The 26,320-nt window shown below is 72.4% G+C and carries 26 protein-coding genes; 6 read left to right on the top strand and 20 right to left on the bottom strand.

Annotated elements, in window-relative coordinates:
• Nucleotides 1–129 precede the first annotated feature (129 nt).
• The 4 genes from ACZ7LU_RS18830 to ACZ7LU_RS18815 all read right to left on the bottom strand — a co-directional run bounded on the left by ACZ7LU_RS18830 (nt 130) and on the right by ACZ7LU_RS18815 (nt 3,638).
• Nucleotides 130–1,041, bottom strand: coding sequence for a glycoside hydrolase family 16 protein (locus ACZ7LU_RS18830; protein ID WP_471917292.1), 912 nt, complete (start codon nt 1,039–1,041; stop codon nt 130–132).
• Between the two features lie 84 nt (nt 1,042–1,125).
• On the bottom strand, nt 1,126–2,286 hold the full coding sequence (locus tag ACZ7LU_RS18825) for an oxygenase MpaB family protein (protein ID WP_471146350.1): 1,161 nt from the start codon (nt 2,284–2,286) through the stop codon (nt 1,126–1,128).
• A gap of 28 nt (nt 2,287–2,314) precedes the next feature.
• Nucleotides 2,315–3,370: a polyprenyl synthetase family protein gene (locus ACZ7LU_RS18820; RefSeq protein ID WP_471917291.1), complete on the bottom strand. Its 1,056-nt coding sequence runs from the start codon at nt 3,368–3,370 to the stop codon at nt 2,315–2,317.
• Nucleotides 3,360–3,638, bottom strand: coding sequence for a polyprenyl synthetase (locus tag ACZ7LU_RS18815; RefSeq protein WP_471917290.1), 279 nt, complete (start codon nt 3,636–3,638; stop codon nt 3,360–3,362). Before ACZ7LU_RS18815 ends, ACZ7LU_RS18820 begins: the two co-directional genes overlap by 11 nt.
• A 279-nt stretch (nt 3,639–3,917) precedes the next feature.
• Between ACZ7LU_RS18815 and ACZ7LU_RS18810 the strand changes: the two genes are divergently transcribed.
• Nucleotides 3,918–6,029 (top strand): choice-of-anchor A family protein, encoded by a 2,112-nt coding sequence (locus ACZ7LU_RS18810; protein WP_471917289.1) that lies wholly within the window; start codon nt 3,918–3,920, stop codon nt 6,027–6,029.
• Between the two features lie 31 nt (nt 6,030–6,060).
• On the opposite strand, the gene ACZ7LU_RS18805 is transcribed toward ACZ7LU_RS18810, so the two are convergent.
• The gene (locus tag ACZ7LU_RS18805; protein ID WP_471917288.1) at nt 6,061–6,747 is read right to left on the bottom strand and encodes a L,D-transpeptidase; all 687 of its coding nucleotides are present in this window, start codon (nt 6,745–6,747) and stop codon (nt 6,061–6,063) included.
• A gap of 133 nt (nt 6,748–6,880) precedes the next feature.
• Between ACZ7LU_RS18805 and ACZ7LU_RS18800 the strand changes: the two genes are divergently transcribed.
• Both ACZ7LU_RS18800 and ACZ7LU_RS18795 read left to right on the top strand, forming a co-directional pair.
• Complete coding sequence (locus tag ACZ7LU_RS18800) at nt 6,881–7,264, top strand: DUF779 domain-containing protein (protein WP_468563095.1); 384 nt, start codon at nt 6,881–6,883, stop codon at nt 7,262–7,264.
• Between the two features lie 155 nt (nt 7,265–7,419).
• On the top strand, nt 7,420–8,628 hold the full coding sequence (locus tag ACZ7LU_RS18795) for a phosphodiester glycosidase family protein (RefSeq protein ID WP_471917760.1): 1,209 nt from the start codon (nt 7,420–7,422) through the stop codon (nt 8,626–8,628).
• Nucleotides 8,629–8,635: 7 nt separating this feature from the next.
• On the opposite strand, the gene ACZ7LU_RS18790 is transcribed toward ACZ7LU_RS18795, so the two are convergent.
• The 3 genes from ACZ7LU_RS18790 to ACZ7LU_RS18780 form a co-directional block, all read right to left on the bottom strand.
• On the bottom strand, nt 8,636–10,204 hold the full coding sequence (locus ACZ7LU_RS18790) for a hypothetical protein (RefSeq protein ID WP_471917287.1): 1,569 nt from the start codon (nt 10,202–10,204) through the stop codon (nt 8,636–8,638).
• A gap of 98 nt (nt 10,205–10,302) precedes the next feature.
• Nucleotides 10,303–10,497, bottom strand: coding sequence for a hypothetical protein (locus tag ACZ7LU_RS18785; RefSeq protein ID WP_362989947.1), 195 nt, complete (start codon nt 10,495–10,497; stop codon nt 10,303–10,305).
• 129 nt (nt 10,498–10,626) lie between these two features.
• A complete protein-coding gene (locus tag ACZ7LU_RS18780; protein ID WP_471917286.1) occupies nt 10,627–11,493 on the bottom strand; it encodes a phosphatidylinositol-specific phospholipase C/glycerophosphodiester phosphodiesterase family protein in 867 nt (288 codons plus the stop codon).
• A 292-nt stretch (nt 11,494–11,785) separates the two neighbouring features.
• On the opposite strand from ACZ7LU_RS18780, the gene ACZ7LU_RS18775 reads away from it, so the two are divergent.
• The gene (locus tag ACZ7LU_RS18775; RefSeq protein ID WP_471917285.1) at nt 11,786–12,187 is read left to right on the top strand and encodes a Rid family hydrolase; all 402 of its coding nucleotides are present in this window, start codon (nt 11,786–11,788) and stop codon (nt 12,185–12,187) included.
• An 8-nt stretch (nt 12,188–12,195) separates the two neighbouring features.
• Here ACZ7LU_RS18775 and ACZ7LU_RS18770 read toward each other — a convergent pair whose 3' ends face one another.
• The 9 genes from ACZ7LU_RS18770 to ACZ7LU_RS18730 form a co-directional block, all read right to left on the bottom strand.
• Nucleotides 12,196–12,870, bottom strand: coding sequence for an ABC transporter ATP-binding protein (locus tag ACZ7LU_RS18770; RefSeq protein ID WP_398308106.1), 675 nt, complete (start codon nt 12,868–12,870; stop codon nt 12,196–12,198).
• A complete protein-coding gene (locus tag ACZ7LU_RS18765; RefSeq protein WP_398308465.1) occupies nt 12,863–13,774 on the bottom strand; it encodes an ABC transporter ATP-binding protein in 912 nt (303 codons plus the stop codon). Before ACZ7LU_RS18765 ends, ACZ7LU_RS18770 begins: the two co-directional genes overlap by 8 nt.
• A gap of 44 nt (nt 13,775–13,818) precedes the next feature.
• A complete protein-coding gene (locus tag ACZ7LU_RS18760; RefSeq protein ID WP_398308108.1) occupies nt 13,819–14,685 on the bottom strand; it encodes an ABC transporter permease in 867 nt (288 codons plus the stop codon).
• Nucleotides 14,678–15,643: an ABC transporter permease gene (locus ACZ7LU_RS18755; protein ID WP_398308110.1), complete on the bottom strand. Its 966-nt coding sequence runs from the start codon at nt 15,641–15,643 to the stop codon at nt 14,678–14,680. The genes ACZ7LU_RS18760 and ACZ7LU_RS18755 overlap by 8 nt, the downstream gene beginning before the upstream one ends.
• 59 nt (nt 15,644–15,702) lie before the next feature.
• Nucleotides 15,703–17,298, bottom strand: a complete 1,596-nt coding sequence (locus tag ACZ7LU_RS18750) for an ABC transporter substrate-binding protein (RefSeq protein WP_471917284.1) — start codon at nt 17,296–17,298, stop codon at nt 15,703–15,705.
• 128 nt (nt 17,299–17,426) lie between these two features.
• The gene (locus tag ACZ7LU_RS18745; protein ID WP_471917283.1) at nt 17,427–18,524 is read right to left on the bottom strand and encodes an acyl-CoA dehydrogenase family protein; all 1,098 of its coding nucleotides are present in this window, start codon (nt 18,522–18,524) and stop codon (nt 17,427–17,429) included.
• Nucleotides 18,521–19,708 (bottom strand): acyl-CoA dehydrogenase family protein, encoded by a 1,188-nt coding sequence (locus ACZ7LU_RS18740; protein WP_398308116.1) that lies wholly within the window; start codon nt 19,706–19,708, stop codon nt 18,521–18,523. The genes ACZ7LU_RS18745 and ACZ7LU_RS18740 overlap by 4 nt, the downstream gene beginning before the upstream one ends.
• Entirely contained in the window at nt 19,705–20,673 is a 969-nt protein-coding gene (locus ACZ7LU_RS18735) for an NADPH:quinone oxidoreductase family protein (protein ID WP_471917282.1), read from the bottom strand. Before ACZ7LU_RS18735 ends, ACZ7LU_RS18740 begins: the two co-directional genes overlap by 4 nt.
• A 121-nt stretch (nt 20,674–20,794) precedes the next feature.
• A complete protein-coding gene (locus ACZ7LU_RS18730) occupies nt 20,795–21,406 on the bottom strand; it encodes a helix-turn-helix domain-containing protein (RefSeq protein WP_398308120.1) in 612 nt (203 codons plus the stop codon).
• A gap of 89 nt (nt 21,407–21,495) precedes the next feature.
• Between ACZ7LU_RS18730 and ACZ7LU_RS18725 the strand changes: the two genes are divergently transcribed.
• Nucleotides 21,496–22,584 (top strand): NAD(P)/FAD-dependent oxidoreductase, encoded by a 1,089-nt coding sequence (locus tag ACZ7LU_RS18725; RefSeq protein ID WP_471917281.1) that lies wholly within the window; start codon nt 21,496–21,498, stop codon nt 22,582–22,584.
• On the opposite strand, the gene ACZ7LU_RS18720 is transcribed toward ACZ7LU_RS18725, so the two are convergent.
• On the bottom strand, nt 22,556–23,140 hold the full coding sequence (locus tag ACZ7LU_RS18720) for an RICIN domain-containing protein (protein ID WP_471917280.1): 585 nt from the start codon (nt 23,138–23,140) through the stop codon (nt 22,556–22,558). The genes ACZ7LU_RS18725 and ACZ7LU_RS18720 overlap by 29 nt on opposite strands.
• Nucleotides 23,141–23,365: 225 nt before the next feature.
• On the opposite strand from ACZ7LU_RS18720, the gene ACZ7LU_RS18715 reads away from it, so the two are divergent.
• Complete coding sequence (locus tag ACZ7LU_RS18715; RefSeq protein ID WP_471917279.1) at nt 23,366–24,706, top strand: SDR family oxidoreductase; 1,341 nt, start codon at nt 23,366–23,368, stop codon at nt 24,704–24,706.
• Here the strand turns inward: ACZ7LU_RS18715 and ACZ7LU_RS18710 are convergent.
• Together ACZ7LU_RS18710 and ACZ7LU_RS18705 are read right to left on the bottom strand one after the other, a co-directional pair.
• On the bottom strand, nt 24,633–25,466 hold the full coding sequence (locus ACZ7LU_RS18710) for an enoyl-CoA hydratase/isomerase family protein (protein ID WP_471917278.1): 834 nt from the start codon (nt 25,464–25,466) through the stop codon (nt 24,633–24,635). The genes ACZ7LU_RS18715 and ACZ7LU_RS18710 overlap by 74 nt on opposite strands.
• Nucleotides 25,467–25,528: 62 nt before the next feature.
• The gene (locus ACZ7LU_RS18705) at nt 25,529–26,290 is read right to left on the bottom strand and encodes a PIG-L deacetylase family protein (RefSeq protein WP_468090125.1); all 762 of its coding nucleotides are present in this window, start codon (nt 26,288–26,290) and stop codon (nt 25,529–25,531) included.
• Nucleotides 26,291–26,320 lie beyond the last annotated feature (30 nt).

Here is a 26,320-nt window from a genome sequence, read left to right as displayed (position 1 = left end):
GGCAGGCGCGGGGGGTGTCCGGAAAGGGCCCGTTCCTTGTCCGGCGCCCTGTTCGACAGGGGATGCGGCGGAAGGGTTGTACGAGGTGACGATTCCGGTACGTTCGGGTGAACTCGCGGCGCCCCGCCGTCACTTCCAGCCGTAGGCGTACGCGGCCACCCAGGTGATCTCCAGCTGGGCGCTGCTGCCGGGCGCCGCCCCCGGCCCCTCCAGGGCGCTCTCGTTCTGCAGGACCCAGGAGAGCGGCCGGTCCGGCACGCCCCTCGTGTCGTGTCCCGTCTCGCGTCCGTCGACGAAGAACCGCACATGGCCGGGGGTCCACTCGGTGGAGACGGTGTGCCACTCGGTCCAGTCGTCCGCGCCCGGGTACGAGCCCTGTTCGCCTCCGCCGCAGGGGTGGTGGAAGGCGGTCAGGGAGCCGGTCCACTCGCCTTCGGGGTGGTCCATCTCGCAGCCGCCGCCGTAGTGCAGCCAGGCCGACTTGTAGCCGGGAGCCTGCTTGGTGACCTTGATCCGGGCGCTGTACTTGCCGTACTTCATCTGCATGACGGCGCGTGGTACCACCGCCGACGCGTGGACGGGCCCTCCGTCGGCGGGCCGCCACATGCGGATGCGCATACGGCCGTCGCCGTCGGCCGCAGGACCCACGCTGACGGTGTCCTCCGGGTGGTAGACGCCGACGACGTCGCGGTCCCGGTCGTTCGCCGTGTCGCGCCAGCCCGTGGGGTACGCCCACCAGTTGTCGCGGTAGGCGCCGTCGAGGCCTGAGCAGTACGCGGCGGAGGTGTCGGCGTGGTGGTCGCAGTCGCTGAACGCGCCGAGCGGCACCCGGTCGCCGTTGAAGTCCTCGGCGAGGACCTGCCAGAACGGCCCGCAGTCGCCGCGCGGCAGGGTGCTGCCCGCGGTGCGGCAGGCGTCGGCCGACAGCGGCGCTCCCCCGGCACTCGGGACGCACAGCAGGGCGCCGAGCAGCAGCACGCCGAGCGCGCCGGACAAGACCGGTCGCCTGCGCCGCCGTCCCGCCGCCGCGTGTCGTCCCATGGCGCTGCCTCCGCTCCGCGGACACCCCCGAGGAGGGGTCATCCTCGTGCAGCGCGCACCACACCGCCAGAGTCCTGGCGCCCCTCAGGGAGTCGAGGCGGGCGGCGGGGTCCACCGTCGGCCGGGCGGCACCGCGGTGGAGACGCCGTAGTCCTTCTTGAGCTCTTCCGGGATGGCGTAGTGCATCACGCGTCCGCGGGTGAGGGAGGACAGCTCGAAGACGCTGACGAGGTGGCCGATGCGGTCCAGCGCCCAGGCGCCGTACGGGGAGCGGTCCTCGATGCTCTCCAGGACGCCGAGGAGTCGGGGCACCGCTTTGACCGCGGTGTCCCACGGCGTGCGCGGCACCGCGAGCCAGTCGGCGCAGGTGTCTCCGACAAGGAAGCGGATGAGGGCGGAGACGACGGGGTCGAGCAGGGTCCCCGGCACCACTTCCTCGTAGAGGTCGATGAGCTGCCGCGTCAGGTGCGCGCCCTCCTCGGAGGGGCCCATGTGGCGGAGCATGTACAGGTCGAGGAACCGGCGGGCCTCGTCGAGTGTCTTGGGGACCGCGTCCTGGTCGACGCCGAGCATCGCGCCGACCACGCGCCAGGCGTAGTAGTAGGCCTCCGCGCCCTCCGTCGACATGTGGATGCCGAGGCGGTGCAGGCTGTCCAGCACGAGCATCGAGAAGAACATCTGCCCGCCGATCATGTCCTCCTGACAGATCGGCGTGCCGAGGGCGGCGGTGTCCCACTGGTTCTCGCGCTTCAGGTGGTGGCGGATCGACGCGTGCAGGAGGCGCACCTTCTGGGCCGCGGGGATGAAGCGGCTGCCGCTCTCGAAGGCGTCGGGCTGCATGAGGTGGACGGTGAACTGGCCGGTCTCCGCCATCCGTTTGGAGGGGTACTTCAGTCCGTGCGTGGTCGACAGCAGCTTCGCCACGTGCGGGACGACGTAGCAGGCGGGCATGGAGGCGAAGGACAGGGCGGTGGAGATGTGCACGTTGTTGTCGATGAAGAACAGCCGGGCCTTCTCCATCTCCCCCCAGTCCACCCAGGACGGCGGGACGCGGGTGGCCTCCAGGTACTCCCGCGCCACGTCGGGCAGCCCGTCCGGCAGCGGGGCGCCGACGGTGGACACGTACCGCATCAAGGTGTTGAAGGTGCCCACCTGCCCGCGTTCGAAGAGCGTGGCGACGGTGGCGTCGGCGAGTTCGTCCCCGGCCAGGCGCAGGCCGTCCATCGATGCCTCGGTGCAGGTCATGGCAGGGTTCCTCGTCTTCCGTTGCGGGTCAGGACGGACGGAGCGCGGCCGAACGCGCCAGCGCGGTCAGCGCGGTGTCCGCATAGGGGGGCAGGGCCAGCTCGTGCAGCACGTCGAGGGCTTCCTCGACCCGCGCGCCGATCATGTCCTCGACGCGGGCGGGCGCCCCGAGCCGGCGCATCACCTCGCGCACCTCCTCGAGGCTCTCGCCGCCGAGGTCCGGCCGGCCGAGGAGAGCCCGCAGCCGCTCCCGCTCGTCGTCGTCCGCGAGGCGCCAGGTCTCCGCGAGGAGGGCCGTCGGCCGGTGGGCGCGCACGTCGTCGGCGTTGGCCTTGCCGGTGACCTCCGGGTCCCCGAACAGGCCGAGCAGGTCGTCCCGCAGCTGGAACGCCTCGCCCAGCGGCAGCCCGTACGCGCGAAAACCGTCGCGCAGCCCCGCCCCGGCACCGGCCAGGGCCCCGCCGATGAGCAGGGGCTGCTCGACGGTGTACTTGGCGGTCTTGTAGCGGATCACCTTCAGCGACGCATCGGTGTCCGGCACGGCTCCGGTGCGCAGGATCTCCAGGCACTCGCCCGCGATCAGCTCCCGGGCCATCACCGTCCACAGCGGCCTGGCCCGGGCCAGATACGCGGCGGGCAGGCCGCTGGCGGCGAAGAGCTCCCCGGCCAGGGCCATCAGCAGATCTCCCACCAGCATCGCCAGTGACCTGGCGGCGGCGTCGCGGCGGGGCCTGCGCCGGACGGCGCCGCGCAGGGCCAGGTGCGCGGTGGGCCGCCCGTGCCGCAGCGGGCTGTCGTCGATGAGGTCGTCGTGCACGACCGCCGCGGCGTGCACCAGTTCCATGGCGGCCGCCGCCCGTACCAGCGCGTCGCTGTCCGGCTGCCCCACCGCGCGCCAGCCCCAGTAGCAGAACGCCGCCCGCAGCCGCTTGCCGTCCGCGACCGCCGCCTCCAACTGCCCGGCCACCGGGTCGAGGAGCGGGTCGACCGCCGCGAACCGGTCCGCCTCCTCGGCGACGAAGCGTTTCAGGACGTCGTCGACACGGGTCTTGAAGCCGGTCGGCTCCCAGAGGTCATACGTCATCGGCGGACCGTCGGGCCAGGGCGCGCCGGGCCAGGATCTCCAGGTGGGCCGGGGGCGCCGTCGCGTACCGGTCGAGCGCCAGACGTCCGCGGGCCGTGAGCTCGCGCTCGGCCTCCGTCGCCAGCTCGGCGGTGTCGGAGCGGCGCAGCAGCCCCCGCACCGCCCCCAGGGCCGAACTCGCCGTGCTCACCGCCAGGTCGGCCAGTCCGGCCACCAGGAGCACCGCCCGGCCGTCCGGCCCTTCGTGCCGTTCCGCTTCCCGAGTCATGCCGTCTCCCCCCATCCCCTCGTCCGTCCGGGCGGAGTCGGCCGCCCGCCGTCCCGGTGAGCATCGCGTCCGGACCGGCCCGGGCGCGGCGGAACTCACGATCGGGTGATCACATCGCTCGGCCGTGCGGATCACGGTCACGGCGAGCGGGCCGTGGTCCCTGCACTCGGCCTTTGCGGTGCTCTTCGCAGGAAGGCACGGATCGGTTGATCGGTGACGGAGGGCAGTCGTGCAAGCCTCCTCCACGTCGTTTTGTCCTTGTGAGGAGCTGATGTGCACGTGACCGTTCCCTCCCTCTTCCGGTCCGGAATGAGGTATCTGTGTCTCCTCGCCGTCGTGGCGGGAAGCGGCCTGCCGGCCATGCCCGCCGCCGCGCACTCCGCCGCGGGCGCCGCGGCGAAGCCGCTGCCCGGCGGGCTCGGCCCGTGTGTGCCGGGCAACTGCCCCAGCGGTGGGTATCCGCCGGTCAACAACGATGGGATCCGGTACCGCGACAACGGCATCAACGTGTACGTGGGCGGCGATTTCCTCGTCCGCGGTCGCGCCGCGGAGGCCGAAGGGCGCGTCGTCGTCCTCGGCGACTTCGACCAGGACAAGGTCGCCGGCGCCAGCAGCGTCTACAACATCGGGGAGGCCGGCGTCGGCTCCCGGGTGGCGCCGCCCGTCGGCGCGGACTGGCTCACCACGGGCGGCGACGTCCGGGTCGCCGCCGGCGAGCGGCTGCTTGCCGAGGACGGTGTGGTGCGCCACGCCGGTGACGCCACCGGCAGGATTCTCGGCACCCTGCGCAAGGACGCCGACGCCGCCGAGCCCTACCGGCCGCTGCGGGACGAACTCACCGCCGCGAGCCAGTGTTACGCCCACCCCGAGGGCGGCACGCGCACGCCGACGGGAACGGCCACGCACGCGGGCGGCGAGACCCTGTTCCGGGGCGACAACACCTCCATGCTCCAGGTCTTCAACGTGAACTTCGACCTGATGGGCGGCAGCGGCGGCCAGGAGGGCATCCGCTTCGAGGGCATCCCGGACGGCGCCACGGTGCTGGTCAACGTCCTCGGGACCAAGCGCACCATCAACACGTACAGCGGGACGATCGACGACAGCAGCGGGTTCAACCAGCTGCGGAGCCGGCTGCTGTGGAACTTCCCCGACGCCACGTCGGTGGAGATCAAGGGCACCGGACACTTCCAGGGCAATGTCCTGATCGGCGACCAGGGCTCGGCGTCCACGATCAGCGTGCCGGGCATGAACGGCCGCTTCTTCACCACGGGCTCGCTCACCCACACCAGCTCGGCGTCGGGCGGTGGCGGCCAGGAGTTCCACAACTACCCCTTCGACGGCGACCTGCCGGACTGCTCCGACACGCCCACCTCGGGCGAGGTGAAGGTCGTCAAGACCGACGAGGACGACGGGGAGCCGCTCGCGGGCGCGGAGTTCGAGCTGTGGGAGGAGACCAACGGCGTCGACGGGCTGCAGACCCGCGGCGACGACCCGGACACGAAGGTCGGCGGATCCTGCGTCACCGAGGCCCCGGGCGAGTGTGCCCGGACGGTGCCGCTCGGCACGTACTACTGGCGCGAGACCAAGGCCCCGCGCGACTACGACCTGCCCTCGCCGAACGTCTTCGGACCGCTGGAGCTGACCGAGGCCAACGCCTCCGCGGGCGTGTCGGTCACGGCCGCCAACGAGAAGAAGCGCACGGTCGTGGAGGGCGAGGTCACCGTCGTCAAGAAGGACAAGGACACGGGCAGGCCGCTGCCGGGCGCGGTCTTCCAGCTGTGGCGCGAGACCAACGGCAGGCCGGGGCTCCAGCAGACGGGGTCGGACCCCGATACGTCGACGGGCTCGCCCTGCACGACGGACGCCGTCGGCACCTGCGAGAAGGAGGTCTCTGTCGGCACGTACTACTGGGTCGAGACGAACGCCCCCGACGGGTACGAACTGCCGGATCCTGCGGTCTTCGGGCCTCTCGTCCTCACCGCGGCCGACGCCGACGACGGGGTATCCGTCGAGGCGCTGAACAGTGTGCGTGACGAACCGGAGGACGTCGGCTCGATCACGGTCGTCAAGAAGGACAAGAAGACGGGCAGGCCGCTGCCGGGCGCGGTCTTCCAGCTCTGGCGCGAGACCAACGGCAGGCCGGGCCTGCAGGCCTCGGGCGCGGGCCGGGACAGGCTCGTCGACGGGGGTTGCGCCACGGACGGCCGTGGCCGGTGCGAGTTCCAGGGGCTCGACCTAGGCTCGTACTACCTGCGCGAGACGGCCGTGCCCGACGGTTACGTCCTGCCGTCGAAGAGGGTCAGCGGCCCGCACCGGGTGACCGAGGGCAACGCGGCGAAGGGTGTCACGGTGACGCTCACCAACGAGCGCGGCGGGGGCAAGAAGAAGTAACCCCCGGTGGCCCCGACGGGCACGGGTGGCGTCAGCCGCCCGTGCCCGGCTTCGTGCCCCAGATGTAGAGGCGGTCACCCTTGACCAGCAGGTCGTAGAGCCGCTTCGCATCCCCGATGGCCAGGTTCACGCAGCCGCCCGAGCCCGACGAGAAGAGGTCGGAACGGGTGCCGTGGAGGGCCTGTCCGCCGTTGAAGAACTGCGCGTACGGCATGGGGACGCGGTAGATCGTCGAGAAGTGGTCGCGGTTCTTCAGGTAGATCCGCTGCCAGCCGCGGCGGGTCTCCAGACCGTCCCGGCCGCTGCGGATCGGCACCGGGTCGAAGACCAGCCTGCGGCCGGACTGCGCCCACAGGACCTGTCGGGTCAGGTCCACGCACGTGACCCGGTACGGCTTCGCGGGGCAGGTCCGCCGTTGCGCGGGGTTCCGCCGGATGGAGTCGGCGACGACGAAGCGGTACGTCCGCAGGTTGGCGCTGCCGTCCGCGGGGCGGACGCCGAGCCGCTGCTGGAGCCGCCGGATGGCCGCGCAGTCGGCGGCGGACTGGCGCCCGTCGACCGGCAGCCGCAGCTCACGCTCCAGCTCCCGCTGGTAGGGGGCGGTGCCCGCGCGGCACGCCGGCTCGACGAGGGCGGCGGGAGCGGGAGCGGCGGCCGCCCCGTGCGACGCGGGGACGGTCAGCGACAGGGCGGCGATCGATGAGAGGAGCCAGCGCATCGCACCAGCTTCGGGCGGTCCGCCGCCGCTGCCCCCGCGACACGACCCGACCATCCGACGATTGCTCCGAACAGGCGCCCGGCGGCCGTTCCCCGCAACCCTGTTGCAACGTGCCGCGGGGCAAAGTCGCCCCATGGACCGCCAGGAGACGAAAGACACCGATGGCAGCACCCCTCGGGTCGAGCTCACCCCTGCCGCCGCACGGCTCGTACGGCGACTGCGGGAGCTGCACGGGCCGCTGATGTTCCACCAGTCGGGCGGCTGCTGCGACGGCAGCGCCCCCATGTGCTTCCCGGACGGCGACTTCCGCACCGGTGATTCCGACGTCTGCCTCGCGTCGTTGACGGTGGATGGGGTGGCCGAGCCCGTAGCGTTCTGGATGTCGAAGAGCCAGTACGAGGTGTGGAGCCACACCCGGCTGATCGTGGACGTGGTACCGGGCAGAGGCAGCGGCTTCTCGCTGGAGGCACCGGAGGGCGTACGTTTCCTCATCCGTTCCCGCTTGGCCGGAACGTAGCCACCCGCATCTGGTGAACTCCCCTGGCTGCTGCGACAGTTACTTCGCTCACTTCGCCGCCCGGCCGACACCAGGAACCAGGGGGATCTGTGGCACGCCAGAAGCAACGCGGTGGACGGTCCAGAACGGTCTGCACCCTCTTCACCACGCTCGGCATGCTGGCCGGTGCGGCTCTCGCGGGAGCGGCACCGGCCGGTGGTGCTCCCGGCGTCGCGGAGCGCGCCGGCGGCAGGATCGCGCCGGGCGTGGAGTACCGGTACTTCGATGTCGAGGGCTCCCGCGGCACGGCCCGCGCGCACGTCCTCGACGTGGATCTGCGCGACCCGCGCACGCGTGTCGGGCTGCTGTATCCGGGCAAAGTCGCGGCGCGTGCGCCCGTCTCCACGCTCGCAGACGGGGCCGGCGCAGTCGGCGGCATCAACGGAGACTTCTTCAACATCACCGAGACGCAGCACCCGGGTGTCGAGGCGACCGGCGCGCCCGTCGGGCCCGCGATCGCGAGCGGCCGTGCTCTCAAGGCCGCCGTGCCGAACGGGCAGCGCTTCGGTCCCGCGATGCCGCCGGGCGTGACCACCGAGGCCGTCCTCGGCGTGGGCCAGGACCGCAGGGCCCGCCTGGACAGCCTCGCCTTGGACGGACAGGTCCGCACCCGTGGCTCCCGCCTCCCGCTGGGCGGCCTCAACCAGTACGCGCTGCCGGTGGGTTCCGTCGGCGCCTTCACCACCGACTGGGGCACCGTCTCGCGCGTGCGCGCGACCTGCGGCACCGACACGAGCCGCGGCGCGCCCTGCAGCACCGACACGCACGAGGTGACGGTGCGTGACGGGCGTGTCGTGGCCTCGGCCGACACGCCGGGCAGCGGCCCGATCGCCGCGGACGAGACGGTCCTGGTCGGCCGTGAGGCGGGCGCGCAGGAGCTGCGGAAGCTGTCGGCGGGCGACCGGGTGCACGTCAGGCACCGTCTTGTGGCGGCCGAGTCGCGCAAGCCGTTGCGCTTCGCGATCGGCGGCTACCCCGTGCTGCGGAACGGTGTGCCGCTGCCCGGCCTCGATGCCACGACGTCGGCGGTGCGGACGGCGGCGGGGATCTCCGACGACGGCCGTCGGCTGCTGCTGCTCTCGCTCGACGGGTCCCCGGAGTTCCGTGCGGGTCTGACGATCGCCGAGGTGGCCGAGACGCTGCGGGGCCTCGGCGCGCGGGACGGCTTCAGCCTGGACGGCGGTGGCTCATCGACCCTGGTCTCCGCGACGGCCACGCTGGTCGCGCGCGCCCCGGGCGCCGATGCCGTGACGGTACGGAACAACCCGAGCGGCGGGATCGAGCGGCCCGTTCCGAACGGCATCGGCGTGTTCTCCGGGAAATGACGGCCCGTCACTCCGTGTCGCGTACCGCCACGAGCCCGTTGAAGACGCCCACATAGGCCGTCCCGTCGGGTCCGAGCGTCACGGGCGCCCAGTTGTTGTCATAGGCGACACCCGTGCCGGCGAGCCGCTTCCAGCGGGTGTCGCCGGTGCGGAAGTCGACCGCGGTGAGGTACCAGGCGTCGACGCCGAGGCTGTTGGGCTCCTTCGTGTAGAAGTACAACAGGCCGTTGGCGGTGGAGAGTTTGGGCACGGTGGACGGGGCGCGCACCCCGCTCTCCCAGGCCGTGTCGCAGCCGCTGCCGTCCTCGCGCACGTCGATTCTGCTGACGCCGCCGACGACGCTGCGGCCGAAGGTGAGCGAGGTGATGTTCTCGTAGCCGTAGTTGTTCTCGACGACGAGGCTGTCGCCCCAGGTGATCAGCGAGTTGTCGGTGGTGGACGCGCCGGAGCGGAAGACGGGGACCTTGCAGACGAGCCGCTCGTCGGCGGGCACGTCGGCGCCGCGGCGGTAGACGAGGACGTTCATGCGGTCGTCGGCGTTGTCGGTGATCGCGACATAGTCGTCGTGCTCTCCGAAGAGGTCCGGGGTGGTGCCCGAACCCTGGTTCACCGAGCCGGGCTTGGTGCCGGTGCCGCGGTCGTACGTCTGACGCCAGACGGCCTTCGGAGTGCCGTCCGCGGCGGCGCGGAAGCTGTAGAGGGCGTGGTCGGAGACGATGGAGACGCCGTCCTCGGCGACGGAGAACGAGTTCTGGATCTCCTCGCCGGAGAGGCGGATCGAGCGGATGTCGCCGGACTCCGGGTCGACGGTCCCGACCCGCCCCTGCCGCGTCACCCACCAGATGCGCCCGTCCCAGTCCGGCATCACCGACGTGACAGGGTCGCACTCACCGCTGGGATACAGGTTGGTCCAGCTCACGCAGTCGTGCGGGACGTGTGCCGTCAGGTCCCACTCCTTGTCGACGAAGAAGCGCCATCCGCCGTCGGCCGTGCGCTCGTGCGCGAGCCGGACGATGTGCTGGCGGGAGTCGGCGAGGACGAGCCTGTCCTCGTTGTCGAGGTACGAATAGGCGCCGCCCGACGTGTCCTTGAAGATCTTCGAGAAGTCGAGCCGGGTGATGGCCTCGACGGTCGAGGGCCGCTGCGGCAACTTGTACTCGGCGAGCGTGTCCAGCGTCCTCGGGTCGAGCAGCTTGACCAGGAAGCCGGTGAACGTGCCGCACACGGTGACGATGCGTCCGTCGCGGTCGAAGGTGACGGTCGCGCACTCGCCGCCCAGCGCCGCCATCTTCTCGCTGTCGACCGCGGGCCGCTTCCCGAGCGGACCGCTCCAGGGGTACGTGCCGCTGCCCGCGGCGTCGGCGTGCATGCCGCTGCGGCCGTTGGCGGCCAGGTACGGGTGCTGGGGTGGCGGGGTGCCGGGCAGCGGGCGGGCGTCGGCGGGGGCGCCCTCGTACTGCTCGACGAGCCGGTGCCCGGGGGCTCTGGGTATGTCGTCGGCGTAAGCGGGGACCGCGAGGGACACGGTCAGCGCCATGGCACCGGCGGGAACGAGGCGGCGCAGTCTGCTGGGCATGCGCCGAAGCTAGAGCGCTCCTCTTGAAGTGTCCATGAAACAGCGTCAGTTATTCATGAACCCGAAAGGAACGGCCCGCGGGCCGGCGCACGAACCGGTCACGGCCGGATGCCGCTGACGATGTGGGCGGTGGCCGTCAGCCCGTCCTGGATGGTCGGGGCCATGCTCGTGCCGGCCAGGTAGAAGCCCAGCAGCAGGCAGACGACGGCGTGCGACAGCTTCAGCGCTCCGTTGCGCAGAAAGACCGCAGCAAGGATCACGAGCAGCAGCACGACAGAGATCGAGACAGCCATGCGAAGTACCTCCTCCGCCACGCGGGACCGCGGCTTCCGGCCGTCAGTGTCGCGTAGCGGAGGAGGCGTTCGGGCCTCTGACCTGTGCTCCGAACGGGTGTTACTCGCGCGAAGGTTGATCCGGTCGGATCATCGGCCGTGCGCGTCGAGGAAGGCCTCGAGGCCCGCGAGGTCATCGGTGTTGAGGTGGTCGACACCGGCGGCGAGCAGCTCGCTCCAGACCGCGTCGCGCTGCGGGCCCGGCAGGTCGGGCGTCGCCCAGAAGCGGACGCGCTGCCCGCGCGCGTGGGCGGCGGAGACGATGTCGCGCAGCTTGTCGCGCTCGGCGGCGGGCATCGGGCCCGTGCCCTGCCAGTTGAAGTTGAGGAACCAGTTGTCGCTGATCAGCGGGATGAACGAGGCGGGCGCGGCGGTTCCCAGGTCGGCGAGGCGGCCGTCGTAGAAGGCGTGCCGGACGCGCTGCGCCTCCATGGGGGCGCGGGCCGCGCGGTGACCGGAGACGACAGCCGTGATCGCGCCGCGGCGCACCTTCCCGTGGGCGTACGACGTGAACAGGTGCCGGTAGGGCCGCAGTTGGCGGTGGAGTGCGGCGTATGTCGACGCGCCCTCGGTCTTGATGTCGATGAGCAGCTGGAAGGGGGTGCGATGGTGCCCCCGGTACACGGAGCCGTGGTTGGCGCGCACGCGGGCCGCCAGGGGCTTCAGGTAGAGCGACGCGAGGGTGCGGGTGGGGTCGAGGTCGACCGGGTCATGGGCGACGAGCAGCTCTCCGTCGACGAGGAAGATGTCGGCCTCGACGCTGCCGAAGCGGTGGCCGAGGGCGTCGAGGAGGGGCCGGGGGTGTTCGTAGTCGTTGTGGGCGTGGGCGCGGAACAGCGGCCGGGGGCGGGGGTGGCGCGCGCCGCTGCTCGCGTGCGCGTGGGCGGGTATCGCGATGCCCCCCGCGAGGGCCGCGCCGAGGGTGGTGAGGGCTCTGCGACGGGTGGTGAGGGCCATGTCTGCCTCCCGGAGGGACGAGTCGTGACGCGTCGGGACGCGACGCGCGGATACGACGGTGAGCGGAACCTCAGTGAGTATGAGGCCCAGCCCGTGTCAGGAAACCCTGGCCTTACGGGAGTTGGCGCTATCGATGCCGGGCGTTCACGACGGGTGCCGTGACCTGCTCGGTCACCGTCCGGTTCCTCAGTTCCCGAAAAGTGCGTCCTTCCAGTTCAGTGGCTGCTCTCCTACGGTTCCCGAGTAACCACAGGAGAGCGAGAGCTCTCGCGACAGGAGAGCGGACGACAGCATGCCCACGAACGATGTCTTCAGCCACGACGTGCCGGCCGAGAGCGACTTCGGCTATGCGCAGGCGATCAGGTCCGGCGATCTGATCCATGTCTCCGGACAGCTCGCGCTCGACAAAGTCGGCGAGTTCCGTCACGCGGACGACTTCGCCGCCCAACTCGACCTGACGTACGCCAACTTCGACAAGATCCTGAGCCACTACGGCGCGACCCGCGGTCAGATCGTCTCGCAGACCCTGTACGTGGTGGACCTGAGGCGGCACGCCGGGGCGGTGGCGGCGGGGAACCTGGCGTACTTCGGGGGCCACCGCCCGGTCAGCACGGTGGTCGGCGTCACCGAACTGACCTTCCCCGGCCAGGTCGTCGAGATCAGCTGCGTCATCGACACCCGGCTGCCCGCCTGAGCGGGCCCTTACTGTTCGGCGGGCGCCCTGTCCGTCAGTTCGTCCCAGTGCGTGGTGCGGTCGCACCACCGTTCCAGGAGGACGCGGTCGTGGCCGACGGCCAGCAGCCCGGCGCCGCGTTCGGCCCGGTACTCCTCCACGACGTGGACCAAGGCCGCCGTCGTCGAGGCGTCCAGCATCGCCGTCATCTCGTCGCAGATCAGCCAGCGCGGGCGCAGCACCAGCGCGCGGGCCAGGCACGCGCGTTGCAGCTGGCCGTCGCTGACCTCGTGCGGGCGGCGGCCCAGCAGCTCCTTGCCGAGGCCGACGCGGGCCGCGAGCTCCGGGACCGCGGTGGCCGCTTCGGAGCCGCGGCCCACCGCCCGCAGCGGTTCCGCGATCAGGTCGGACAGGGCCAGCCTGGGGTCGGCGGAGAGCCGCGGCTGCTGGAAGACGACGCCGAAGGCCGTGCGCTGTTCGCGGGGGGCGCGGTGGCGCCAGCCGCGGGCGGGTTCGCCGTCGATGACGACCTGGCCCGCGTCGGGGCGGTGCAGCAGCGCGGCGACCCGTGCGAGGGTGGACTTGCCGCAGCCGCTCGGGCCGAGCAGGCCCACGGATGCGCCGGGGGCGATGGTGAGGTCGACGTCCCGGACGACGGGCGCGCGCCGGTCGTATCCGGCGGTGATGGCGCGAAGTTCAAGCACGGGGGGCCTCCAGCACGTCCGCGTGGGGGTGGTGGCAGGCCGCCCCGTCCGTGAGCGCGGGCAGCGCGCCGCACGCCTCGTCGGCCCGGTCGCAGCGCGCCGCGAACGCACATCCCGCGGGGAGCGCGGACAGCTCGGGCGGCATGCCGGGGACGGGGGTGAAGGCGCGCTCCGGCAGGGCGTTCAGGAGCCCGCGGGCGTAGGGGTGCCGGGGGCCCGGCGTGCCGAAGAAGTCGGTGGCGTCGGCGAGTTCGACGACGCGGCTGGCGTACATCACGGCGACGCGGTCGGCGATCCGTTCGGCGGCGGCCAGGTCGTGGGTGATCAGGAGCAGCGCGCGGTCGTCGCCGACGTGCCGGCGCAGTTCGTCGACGGTGCGGTCCACGAGGTCACGGTCGAGGCCGGTCGTGGGTTCGTCGGCGAGCAGCAGCGGCGCGTCGCCGATGAGGGCGAGCGCGGTGGCGGCGCGCTGGGCGAGGCCGCCGGACAGCTCGTGGGGGTAGCGGTCGAGGTGGCCCGAGGGGAACGCGGCGCGCTGGGCGGCCGCTTCGGCGGCGGCCCGCAGCTGCGGCTTGCGCACCCCGGCGAGCTCGCGCAGGGTCTCCTCCAGCTGGGAGCGCACGGTGCGGACCGGCGTCAGATGGGCGGCGGGACTCTGCGGCACGAGGCCGACGCGCCGCCCCCGCACGGTGCGGGCGAGGGTGCGCTCGTCGGCGGTGAGGAGATCCAGGCCACCGATCAGCGCGCTCCCCGCGGTCTCGGCGTTCTCGGGGAGCAGGCCGAGCAGCGCGGAGGCGAGCACGGACTTGCCGCAGCCGCTCTCGCCGACCAGGGCGAGGCACTCCCCCGCCGCGAGGTCGAAGGTGGCGTCGGTGACGGCGGAGACGTGGGCGCCGCCGCGCATGCGGAACCGTACGGAAAGACCCTGTACGGACAGGACGGGGACCGTCACAGCATGAGCTCCGATCGGCGCCGGGGGTTGATCCGTTCCCGCCAGGCACCCGCGAGGCCCGCGATCGCCAGGGTGGGCACGATGATGAACAGGCCGGGGAAGAGGGTCGGCCACCAGTCGCCCGCCAGGAGCGAACCGCGCGCGCTCTGCACGAGCGTGCCGAGGCTCGCCTGGTGGGAGGGGAGGCCGAGGCCGAGGAAGGACAGCGCGGACTCGTGCCAGATGGCGTGCGGCACCATCAGGACGGCGGCGAGTCCGGCCTGCGGCAGGACGCCGGGCAGCAGGTGCCGCACGGCGACGCGAAGGCGTGAGGCGCCGCCGGAGATCGCCGCGTCGACGTAGGGCCGCGAGCGCAGGGACAGTACCTCGGCGCGCACGATGCGAGCGGTGGACAGCCAGTGGGTGAGCGCCACGGAGACGACGACCGGCCAGACGCCGGGTCGGAACATCGCGACGATGAAGATGCCGAGCAGCAGGTGCGGCACGGACGAGAAGACGTCCACGAGCCGCATGACGATCCGGTCGACCCAGCCTCCGGAGGCGGCCGCGAGGGCGCCGACGGCCGTGCCGATGACGGTGGCGACGACGGCCGCGACGACGCCCACGAGGAGCGAGACCCGCAGGCCGTAGACACAGCGCAGCAGCAGGTCGCGGCCGACGTCGTCGGTGCCGAAGGGGTGCGCCAGCGACGGCGGCTGCAGCTTCGACGCGAGGTCGACGGCCTGCTCGTCGAGGTTCACGAGCGGTGGTACGACGAGGACGGCGAGGACGACCGCGGCGACGATCACTGCGGACGTACGCACCCGCCACGCGCGCGTGGAGCGGCGCACGCCCCCATGGGCGCGCCAGACGATGTCAGCCATCGAATCCCACCCTCGGGTCGGCGAGGCCGTACAGGAGGTCGGCCACGAGGTTGCCCAGGAGGACCGCGGCGGTGGCGAGCGCGGTCAGGGCGGCGAGCAGCGGGAAGTCCACGGAGGTCGCCGCCTGCACGGTGGCGGCGGCGATGCCGGGCCAGCTGAAGACGGTCTCCACCAGGAGCGCCCCGGTGATCAGTTCGGGTACGCGGGAGCCGATGAGCGTGAGCACGGGCAGCATGCCGGAGCGCAGTGCGTGTCCGAGCAGCACGGTCCGTTCGGCGAGGCCACGCGCGCGTGCGCCGCGTACGGGGTCGTCGCCGAGCGCGTCGCCGACGCCTTGGCGCACGTAGAGGACGAACCAGGGCAGCTGCGAGATCGCGAGGACGCCCGCGGGCAGCACCAGGTGGCTCGCGACCTGGCCTGCGGTCACGGTCGAGCTGGCCGTGTCGGTGAGGCCGCCCGAGGGCAGTACGCCGAGCTTCAGCGCGAACAGCCAGACGGCGAGCAGGCCGAGCCAGAACGGCGGCGCGGCTTCGAGGGTGTACGCGAGGGAGGTCACGGCGCGGTCGACCCAGCCGCCGGGGCGGCGGGCGGCGAGGACGCCGAGGGCGGTGCCGAGCAGGATGGCGACGAGGAACGCGGTCGCGGCGAGCAGCACGGACCAGCCGATGCGTTCGCCGATGGCGTCCGCGACGGGCTGCCGCAGGGTGCTGGAGTCGCCGAGGTCACCGGTGAGCGCCGAGGTCAGCCAGTCCCACCAGCGGGCGGTCAGCGGCCGGTCGACGCCGAGGTTGGCGCGCAGCTGGTCGAGGTTCTCCTGCGAGGCCGTGAGTCCGGCCGTGCCCGCGTACGCCTTGACGGGGTCGAAGGGCGAGGCGGCGGCGATGGCGAAGACGCCGAAGGAGACGACGAGCAGCACGGGCACGGCGAACAGCAGCCGCCGTGCTGCGAGGCGGGCCATCGGCCCCCAGGGAAGGCGACGCCGCGTCGCCTTCCCGTGGGCCTCGGATATCGCCGATGTCACTTCTTCGGCTGCCAGTCCTCGACGTTCCACCAGGGGCCGGAGGCCAGGCCGTGGTCGTGCGGCTCGACCTGGGTGGTGAGATCGCCGAACTTCTTGTCGACCACGTAGAGGTGGTCGATGTGGGTGAGGAAGGTGTAGCCCGGGTTCTTCACCAGCTCGCGCTGGATGGTGTCGTACGCGGCCTGGCGCTCGGCGTGGTCGCCGCTCTTGCGGGCGTCCTCCAGGGCCTTGTCGACCTTGGGGTTGTCGTAGTGCGCCATGTTGTTGAAGCCGTCGCCGGCGAGGGAGGACTTCAGGAGCGTGTACTGGTCGAAGTCCGGGTCGGCCGGGGAGCCGCCGCCGGCGAGGACCGCGTCCTTGGGCATGCGGGGCTCGATGACCTCCCACGTGCCGGACTGCACCTCGACCTTGATGCCGATCTTCTTGGCGTCGGAGGCGTAGGCGAGGGCGTGGTCCTGGCGCAGCTTGTCGCCGGAGAGGTACCAGAGCGGGAACTTCGCCTGGACGCCGTCCTTCTCGCGGATGCCGTCCTTGCCCGGCTTCCACCCGGCGTCGTCGAGGATCTTCTTCGCCTTGGCGGCGTCGAACTTGCGCTCGGTGCCCTTGGTGAACCAGGGGCTGTCCGTGGGGACGGGCCCGTAGGCCTCCTTGCCCTCGCCGTACAGGATCGAGTCGACCATGGCCTTGCGGTTCACGCCGACGTCCAGGGCGCGGCGGACGGCGGTGTCGCCCGCGACCTTGTTGCCGGTGGGCAGCGTCACGACGCGGTAGTCGAAGGTCTTGGCGGCGTACGTCTTCTTGCCGCTGTCGCTCTTGTACTTCTTCGCGAGGTTGGGCGGCAGGATCGCGCCGTCGAGCTCACCGGCGTCAAGCCGGGTGGCGCGGATGTCGTCGTCCTTGATGATCGCCATGGTGAAGTTCTTGACCTTCGGCGCGCCGCCCCAGTAGTCGGGGTTGGCCTTGAAGGTGAGCTTCTCGCCCTTGGACCACTTGACCAGCTCGTACGGGCCCGTGCCGACCGGCTTGGTGGTGAAGGCGCCGGTGTTCACGTCCTGCTTGGCCGCGATGTGCTCGGGCGCGATGGGCAGGACGGTCCGCTCGGCGAACGGCGCGTAGGGGTACTTGAGGTGGAAGACGACGGTGTCCTCACCCTTGGCCTCGACGCTCTTGACGGCGTCGAGCTCGGTCTTGGACGCGTTGTTCGTCTTCTTGTCGAGGATCGTCTCGTACGTGAAGACGACGTCCTTGGCGGAGAAGGGCTTGCCGTCGCTGAACTTGACGCCCTTGCGGAGCTTGTACGTGTAGGTCTTGCCGTCGTCGGTGACCTTGGGCAGCTCGGCCGCGAGGGCGGGCTTGAGCTTCATGTCGGCGTCGTGCGTGAGCAGCCCGTCGAAGATCTTCGAGTTGCCGTCCTTGCCGTAGCCGAGGAGCGGGCTGAGGGTCTCGGGCTCGTACGCGATGCCGACGAGCGCCGAGTCCTTCGTGCCGCCCGCGCCGCCGCTGTCGCCCGGCGCCGAGCAAGCGGAGGCGGCGACCGCTATCGCGGCCGCCGTCGCCACCGCGCCTGCGCCCCGTATCGATCGGGCCCTCATGCTCCACACCCCTACTGAAGATCAGCTGTTGTTGCGAACAGCTCGCAATTATGCACCACGTAATGGTGGCGTAAAACGCGCAGCCCGCACCTGGTAGGTGCGGGCTGCATCAAAATGGGTTCGACGGGTCAGGGCGCCTGGAGGTCCACCAGCTCCGCGAGCGCCTCGCGGTGCCGTCCCGCCGTGCCGTAGGCCACCGAGTCCGCCTTGGCGCGCTTCAGGTAAAGGTGGACGGGGTGCTCCCACGTCATGCCGATGCCGCCGTGCAGCTGCAGCGCCTCCTCGGCCGCGCGCACCGCCACGGGAGCGGCGTAGGCCTGGGCGAGGGCGGCCGCCACGTCCGCGTCGGCGCTGCCCGTGGCGAGGGCGTCGCAGGCGTGGCGGGCGGCGGCGCGGGTGTTGACGACCTCGGTCCACAGCTGGGCGAGCCGGTGCTTGAGCGCCTGGAAGGAGCCGACAGGACGGTTGAACTGGTGCCGCTCCTTCGTGTGGCGGACCGTCTCCGTCAGGCACCACTCGGCGATGCCCAGCTGTTCCGAGGCGAGCAGCGCGGCCCCGGCCCGCAGGCCCCGCCGTACGGCCGCTTCCGCGTCCGCGTCCCGGGACAGCTCACGCGCGCGTGCCCCGTCGAAGGTGACCGTGGCGAGCGGCCGGGTGAGGTCGAGGGACGTCCGCGGGGTGACGATGACGCCGTCCTGCGCGGTGTGGACCGCGTAGAGCCCGCCGTCGGCGGGGACGAGCAGCACATCGGCGCCGATCGCGTCCGCGATGCCGGTCACCTGCCCGTGCAGGGCGCCCTCCTCATGGCGTACGCCCTTGACGGGGCCGCCGGGAGCGACGGCGAGACCCACGGCGAGCGCGCCCACGGTGCGCCCCGCGGCGAGCGCCCCGAGCAGCTCGGTGGCCTCGCTGCCCCCGCAGGCGAGCAGCGTCTCCGTGGCGACGACGGCGCTGGTGAGATACGGCACGGGCGCCACCGAGCGGCCCAGCTCCTCCAGCACGACGGCCGCTTCGCGGTGCGTGGCACCCTGGCCGCCCAGCTCCTCGGGGATGAGGAGCCCGGCCAGGCCCATGCTGTCGGTGAGCGCCTTCCACAGCTCGCGGTCGAGCGGTTCGTCGCTCTCGGCGCGTGCGAGGACGGTCGCGGCGTCGCACCGGTCGGCGAGCAGGGCCCGCACGGCGGAGCGCAGCGCCTCTTCCTCTTCGGAGTACAGCAGGTCGCTCATCGCGCGAGGTCCTTCCAGGCGACGTCCTTGTCGGTGCGCGGCTCGGCGGGCAGGCCGAGGACGCGCTCGGCGACGATGTTCAGCAGGACCTCGCTGGTCCCGCCCTCGATGCTGTTGCCCTTGGAGCGCAGGTAGCGGTAGCCCGCGTCACGGCCGGTGAAGTCGACGATCTCGGGCCTGCGCATCGTCCAGTCCTCGTACAAGAGGCCTTCCTCGCCGAGGAGTTCGACCTCCAAGCCGCTGATCTCCTGGTTGAGACGGGCGAAGCCGAGCTTCATGCCGGAGCCCTCGGGTCCCGGCTGTCCCGCGACGAGCTGCTGGCGCAGCCGCTCCCCGGTGATCCTGGCCACCTCCGCGTCGACCCAGAGCTTGAGCAGGCGCTGGTGGAGGTCGTGCGTGCGCAGTTCGGGGCGCTCGCGCCAGGCCTTGGCGACCGGGCCGATCATGCCGCCCTCGCGCGGGATGCGCATGCCGCCGATGGAGACGCGCTCGTTCATGAGCGTGGTCTGGGCGACCTTCCAGCCATCGCCGACCGCGCCGAGGCGGTGCGCGTCCGGGATGCGCACGTCGGTGAGGAACACTTCGTTGAACTCGGCCTCGCCGGTGATCTGGCGCAGCGGCCGCACCTCGACGCCGGGGTCCGTCATGTCGCACACGAAGTACGTGATGCCCCGGTGCTTGGGCACGTCCGGGTCGGTGCGGGCGATCAGGATGGCCCAGCGGGCCGTGTGGGCGCTGGAGGTCCACACCTTCTGGCCGTTGACCACCCAGTCGCCGGTCTCCTCGTCGCGGACGGCGCGGGTGCCGAGCGCGGCGAGGTCGGAGCCGGCACCCGGCTCGCTGAAGAGCTGGCACCACACCTCCTCGCCGGTCCACAGCGGGCGCAGGAAGCGGCGCTTCTGCTCCTCGGTGCCGAAGCCGAGCACGGTCGGCGCCGCCATGCCGAGGCCGATGCCGATGCGGCGCGGCTCGTTGTCGGGCGCGCCCGCGGCCTCCAGCTCGGCGTCCACGACGGCCTGCAGGGAGCGCGGCGCGCCGAGCCCGCCGAGGCCCTCGGGGTAGTGCACCCAGGCGAGGCCGGCGTCGAAGCGGGCCTTGAGGAAGTCGGCGCGGTCCGTCGTGGCGGGCGGGTGCGCGGCCAGCAACTCCTGGGTGCGGGTGCGCAGTTCGGCGGCGTCGGTCATGCGGCACCTCCGTGCGGCAGGACGACGACCCGGCCGGTCGTGACGCCGTCGGCGACGCGCTGCACGGCGGACGCGGCACCGGCCATCGGCACGCGCTCGCTCACCAGCGGCTTGATGGCGCCCTTGGCGGCGAGCTCGGACAGCTCTTCGTGGCAGCGCCGGATCAGGCTCGGATCCTTGGTCTTGTACAGGCCCCAGTGCAGGCCCACGATCGAGTAGTTCTTCACGAGCGCGTGGTTGAGCGCGGGTGTCGGGATGGAGCCGCTGGCGAAGCCGATGACGACGATCCTGCCCTCGAAGGCCACGCACTTCGCCGACTTGGCGTAGGCGTCGCCGCCCACGGGGTCGTAGATCACGTCGGCGCCGCGGCCGCCGGTCGCCTCCTTGACGGCGCCGATCACGTCGTCCGTACGCCGGTCGAGGACGAGGTCGCAGCCGAGCTCGCGCGCGACCTCCGCCTTGTCCTCGCCGCCGACGACTCCGATGACCCTGGCGCCCGCGGCCTTGCCGAGCTGCACCGCGGCGCTGCCGACACCGCCCGCCGCCGCGTGCACCAGGAGGGTCTCGCCCGCCTGGAGGTGCGCGCGGCGGTGCAGGGCGAACCAGCCGGTCTGGTAGCCGATGTGGAGCGCGGCTGCCTCCGCGTCGTCCAGCGCGTCCGGGGCGGAGAGCAGGGCGGCCGCGTCCGCGACGGCGTACTCGGCGAAGCCGCCGTACGGCAGCACGGAGTTGGCGATCACCCGCCGCCCGTCCTCGGTCTCGCCGCAGATCTCCATGCCCGGCGTGAACGGCATCGCGGGCCTGACCTGGTACTGACCCCGGCAGAGCAGCGCGTCCGGGAAGTTGATGTTCGCGGCGCGGACCTTCAGCAGCACCTGCCCCTCATCGAGCGCGGGGCGGTCCACCTCGGCGAGGCGCATCACCTCGCCCGGCTCGCCGTTCTCGTGCACTTGCCATGCCTGCATGCGGGGCCTCCACGGGGCTGTCGTAGACCGTGCTCGACCGCATACTAAGCGGTCGCTTGCCCCCATGGGAACAGCTTGGGGGCAGTCGCGGGGACAGTCCGCGGAGGTGGCCCGGGAGCCGTCAGTCCGCGTCACTCTTACGGGTCGGCCTGGCCCGTACGTGCATGCGCTCCCCCTGCGGCCCGAAGAGGCTGATGAACTCGGCGCCCCCCTCGCTCGTGGCCCCGAACCAGTGCGGGACCCGGGTGTCGAACTCCGCGGCCTCGCCCGGGCCGAGCACCACGTCGTGGTCGCCGAGGATCAGGCGCAGCTTCCCGGACAGCACGTACAGCCACTCGTACCCCTCGTGGGTCTGCGGCTCGGGGGCGGCCGCGGTACGGGCGGGCTCGACCACCTTGTACGCCTGGAGGCCGCCGGGCTGCCGGGTCAGCGGCAGCATGGTGCGGCCGTGCCGGACGATCGGCTTGGCCCGCACGCGCGGGTCGCCCACGGGCGGGGCGCCGACCAGCTCGTCCAGGGGGACCTGGTGGGCGCGGGCGATCGGCAGGAGCAGTTCGAGGCTGGGCTTGCGGTGGCCGGACTCCAGGCGGGACAGGGTGCTGACCGAGATGCCGGTGGCGGCGGACAGGCCCGCGAGGGTGGCGCCGCGCTCCTTGCGGATGCGGCGCAGCCGGGGGCCGACCTCGGTGAGGACCTGATCCATCGCTTCGGGCTCCGGGGTGTCTTCGCTCATGGACCCATCATGCCCCTTCTTGCCGAACCGGCAAAGAGACTTGTCGTTCTCGCACGCCTTGGGCGATGGTCTCCGTGGAGGTGGTCACCATGACTGACACCTTGGACGAGAGGCGGAACGACATGCGTAACGAGAGCTATGACGTAGTGGTCGTCGGCGGCGGCACGGCGGGGCTGAGCGCGGCGCTCGTGCTCGGCCGGTCCCGGCGGCGGGCCCTGGTGGTCGACGCGGGCGAGCCGCGCAACGCGCCCGCCGCGCACATGCAGGGCTACCTGTCGCGGGACGGCATGCCGCCCGCCGAGTTCCTCGCCGAGGGACGGCGGGAGCTGGAGCGCTACGGGGTGGAGGTCGTGCGGGGCCGCGTGTCGGCGGTGACGGCGGACGGCGCGGGCGAGTTCGGGGTCGCGCTGGCGGACGGCGGGGCGGTGCACGCGCGCCGGGTCGTCATGGCGACGGGCCTCGTGGACGAACTGCCCGCGGTGCCGGGCGTCGCCGAGCGCTGGGGCCGCGACGTGCTGCACTGCCCGTACTGCCACGGCTGGGAGGTGCGGGACCAGCCCTTCGGTGTGCTCGCCGGGGATCCGTTCAACAGCCACCAGGCGCTGCTCGTCACCCAGTGGTCCAAGGACGTGACGCTGTTCCTGCACACCGTGCGGGACCTGCCGGACGCGGAGTGGGAGCGGCTCGCGGCCGCCGGGGTCCAGGTCGTCGAGGGCGAGGTCGCGGGCCTGGAGGTCGAGGACGACCGGCTGACGGGCGTGCGGCTCGCCGACGGCCGGGTGTTCCCGCGCTCGGTGCTGTTCGTCGCGGCGAAGCCGGTGGCCCGGACGAGTCTCCTGAGCGCGCTCGGCGCGGAGTTCAAGGAGACCCCCTTCGGGCCGTACCCCACCGTGGACGAGACCTTCCGCACCACGGTCCCGGGCGTCTGGGCGGTCGGCAACGCCGCGGGCCCCATGGAGCAGGTGATCAACGCGGCGAGCGCCGGCTACCGCGCCGGGTCGATGATCAACGCCGACCTCGTCATGGCCGACATCGACGCGGCGGTGTCCCGCCGCCGGGCGGGGGTCTTCACTCCGGAGGGCGAAGCGGAGGTGGCGCGACTGGCGGCGGGAGCGCGCACGTACGAAGCCGCGGGGACTTCAGTGGACTCTACTGGCCGTACCACTGCTGGTAGTTGAGGCCGTTGCAGGGGTGCTCGCGCAGGCCGAAGGCGCCGCTGTCGTCGATGCATCGGCCGGTGTTCTCGTTCTTGAAGGTCGCCGTGCCATTGCTGTTGCGCCACAGCTCCCAGCGCTGGTAGTTGAGGTTGTTGCAGGGGTGCTCGCGCAGCCCGAAGGCACCGCTGTCGTCGATGCACCGGCCGGTGTTGGCGTTCCGCAGGACCCAGTTGCCGTTCTGCCCGTAGAGCTGCCAGTCCTGGTAGTTGAGGCCGTTACAGGCGTGCTCGCGCAGGCCGAAGGCGGCGCTGTCGTCAATACAGCGGCCGGTGTTGACGTTTCGGATGGCGCCCCCGGCCATGGCCTGTGCGTCTCCGGGCTGCACCTGTACGGCGCCCGGCCCCGGGAACGACGCGGTGGCCGTCTCGGCGGGAGCGGCGGCGGCCGTCTCCGCGGGAGCGGCGGGTGCGGCGGGTGCGGCGGCCGCGCCGGTGCCGGCGAACATCAGGGACGCGCTCGCGATGCCCGCCGCGAGGACGACGAGCGGACGGGGCGCGGTGAGTCTGCGTAAGGACACTTCTGCCTCCGGTTCATGCCTGTAAAGGGCGATAAGTGTTGGACGTAGGGGTGGATGTCAGATTTCAGGGGGATCTTGCAGCGAGCCCCGAGGCTAGGGCGCGGACCGTGAACATGACAGGGCTGGTCGGCGAGTTGTCCGCCCGCACCGGTGGAATGGCCGAATGCCTGTGATGGCGGCCGAAGTGTGTGGAGCTTTCACGCCGTACGAGGTATCGATGCGCGCATGACGCATCACGACGCGGACGACGGGGCGGGCCAGGAGAGCGACGGCGGGGCTGTGGCGCCGGGTGGCAGGGCGGTCGCTCCGGGCGGCGCAGCCGTGGTGCAGGACGGGGCAGCCGTGGTGCCGGACGGTGCAGCCGTGGTGCCGGGCGGCGTGCTGCCCGGGCTCCCGCCTCCTCCCCCGCCCGGAGCGGCCGCCCTGCCGCCCGGCACCTACTCCGGGACCGTCGTCCTCGTCACCGGGGGCGGGACGGGCCTCGGCAAGGCCATCGCCGCGGAGTTCGCGCGACTCGGCGCCGACCTGGTCATCGCGAGCCGCAAGGAGGACCGACTCAAGGCGGCGAGGGACGAACTGGCGGCGCTGGGCGGGCGCGTGACGGCCGCGGTGTGCGACATCCGGGACGCCGAGCGCGTCGCGGACGTCTTCGACGTGGCGCAGGAGGCGTACGGCCTGCCGGACGTCCTGGTGAACAACGCCGCCGCCAACTTCCCCGTCCCCGCGGAGGACATGTCGCCGAACGCCTGGCACTCGGTCGTGGACATCACGCTCACCGGCACGTTCCTGATGACGCGCGAGTTCGGCCGCCGGCACCTGGCCGCGGGCACCCCCGGCTCGGTCATCGACGTGGGGGCGTCGTACGCCTGGACGGGCGGCCCCGGCTTCGCCCACAGCGCGGCGGCCAAGGCCGGGGTGAAGAGCCTGGTGGAAACCCTGGCCGTGGAGTGGGGTCCGTACGGCATCCAGGTCAACGGCCTGGTGCCGGGCCTGATGCCGCACGACGACATGACCGACGACATCCGCGGCAACCTCGACCGGGCCGGGGACACGGCCGCCGCCCGTCAGCCCGCCCTTCGCGTCGGCCTGCCCCGCGAACTGGGCTGGGCGGCCACCTTCCTCGCCTCCCCGTACGCCCGCTTCATCACGGGCCACACGCTGGTGGTCGACGGCGCGAACTGGCAGCGCAGGGGGCTGGTGAGCCCGCCGGTGGTGACGGTACGGGAACAGCTGGGCCTCCCTGCTTTCCCTGCCTCCCACGCTGCCCTCGCGCCCCGCACTCCCGCTGCGCCCGGCGCTCCCGCTGCGCCCCGCACTCCCGCCGCGCCCCGCACTCCCGCCGCGCCCCGTGCTCCCGCTGCGCCCCGCACTCCCGCCGCGCCCCGTGCTCCCTCTGCGTCTCACACTTCCGCTGGGCCCCTTACTTCCCCCGGCTCCCCTGCCTCCCCCGATTCCCCTGGCTCCCGGGCTTCCCCTGGCTCCCGCCCTTCCCCTACTTCCCCTCGAACGACGCCGCCCGCCGCGCCGCCTTCGCCCCGTAGCCCTCGCGCGAGTCCTCCGACGTGAGCGTGATCGCCGCGTTCATCGCGACGCGGTCGAGCGCCTCCGCCATCCCCGTGTCGGCGTACGCGTCGATGCCGCGCTTGATGCCCTGGACGGCGAGCGGCGCGTTCGCGGCGATCTCGGCCGCCAGCGCATGGGCCGTCTCCGCCAACTCATCGACCGGAACCACCTGTTGGAGCAGCCGGAGCCGCTCGGCCGTGGCCGCGTCGATCCGGCGTCCGGTGAGGGCGAGCAGCTTCGCCCAGCCGGCGCCGGCCTCGCGGGCGATGCGCAGGTCACCGCCCGCGTCCACCGCGACGCCGAGTCGCGCCTCGGGCAGCGCGAAGACCGCGTCGTCGGCCGCGATCCGCACGTCCGCCATCAGCGCCAGTTCGAAGCCGAACCCGAGGCAGTACCCCTGGACGGCCGCGACGACCGGCTGCGGCAGCTGCGCGAAGACGCGGAAGCGCTCGTGGACCCAGCGCATCGCCTCGTAGTAGTTGCGGACGCGCTCGGCGCCGGAGCGGCCCGTGATGGCGCCGCCCGGCGCCGTGATATCGATGCCCGCGCAGAAGGCCCGGCCCTCGGCACGCAGCAGCACCGCCCGGATGGAGTCGTCGAACCGGATGCGGTCGGCGAACAGGCCGAGTTGGCGCGTGGACTCCCAGCTCCACGCGTTGAGCTTGCGCGGGCGGCAGAGGGTGAGGATGCCGAGCCCGTCCTCGACGTCGAGGCGCAGCCGCTCCTCGCCCCGCGGGATGTCCGTTCCGATGGTGTCGATCATCCGCGCCCCCCGCTGGCCCAGCGTTTCGCTTCCTGATGGGCCGTCAGGCTAGGGGCGCCGGCTCACCGACTGAAGACCTCGAACCCCACCGCCGGTCTTCCGCCGAAGCGGGGCGCCAGCGCCTGGGCGTTGCCCGTGAGGAACGTACGGCAGTACTTCTCCGGGTCCTCGTCGGTCAACGCCTCGATGTAGGTGCGGTGTTCGAGGAGGGATGCCACCGACCGGTCGAGGCCCGCCGTCGCGTCCGCCGCGTGCGTGGGCGTCGACGAGCCGGCGACGGCGACCCACCGCACGCCGTCCCAGGGCTCCAGGCCCTGCTCCTCGATCAGTTCCGGGAAGATCCAGCGGTTGCCCGCGTCCGCGGCCGCGTCAAGCGTGGCGCGGCCGACCGCCACGTGGTCCGGCGTGTTCCAGGCGACGCCGCCCCACGTGTCGCGGTGGTTGAGCGTGATGACCAGCTCGGGGCGGTGCCTGCGGATCGCGGCGGCGATGTCGCGGCGCAGCGCGGTGCCGTACTCCACGACGCCGTCCTTGTGGTCGAGGAACTCCACAGTGTCCACGCCGACGACGGCCGCGCTCGCCCGCTGCTCCCGCTCGCGCAGCGGGCCGCAGGTGGCCGGGTCGAGCGTGTCGATGCCGGCTTCGCCGCGGGTCGCCAAGAGGTACGTGACCTCGCGGCCGCCGTCCGTCCAGCCGGCGATCGCGGCCGCGCACCCATACTCCAGATCGTCCGGGTGGGCGACGACGGCGAGCGCGCGCCGCCAGTCCTCGGGCATGGGAAGGAGCTGGTCGGCGGGGGTGGCTGAATGCTGCGGCTCGGTCATGATTCTCACCTTAACCCCGGGGTCCGACAA

It is taken from the genome of Streptomyces sp. NPDC039462 (assembly GCF_055639375.1).
Note: the sequence above shows the minus strand (reverse complement) of the source record. Positions and strands in the feature narration are given on the sequence as shown.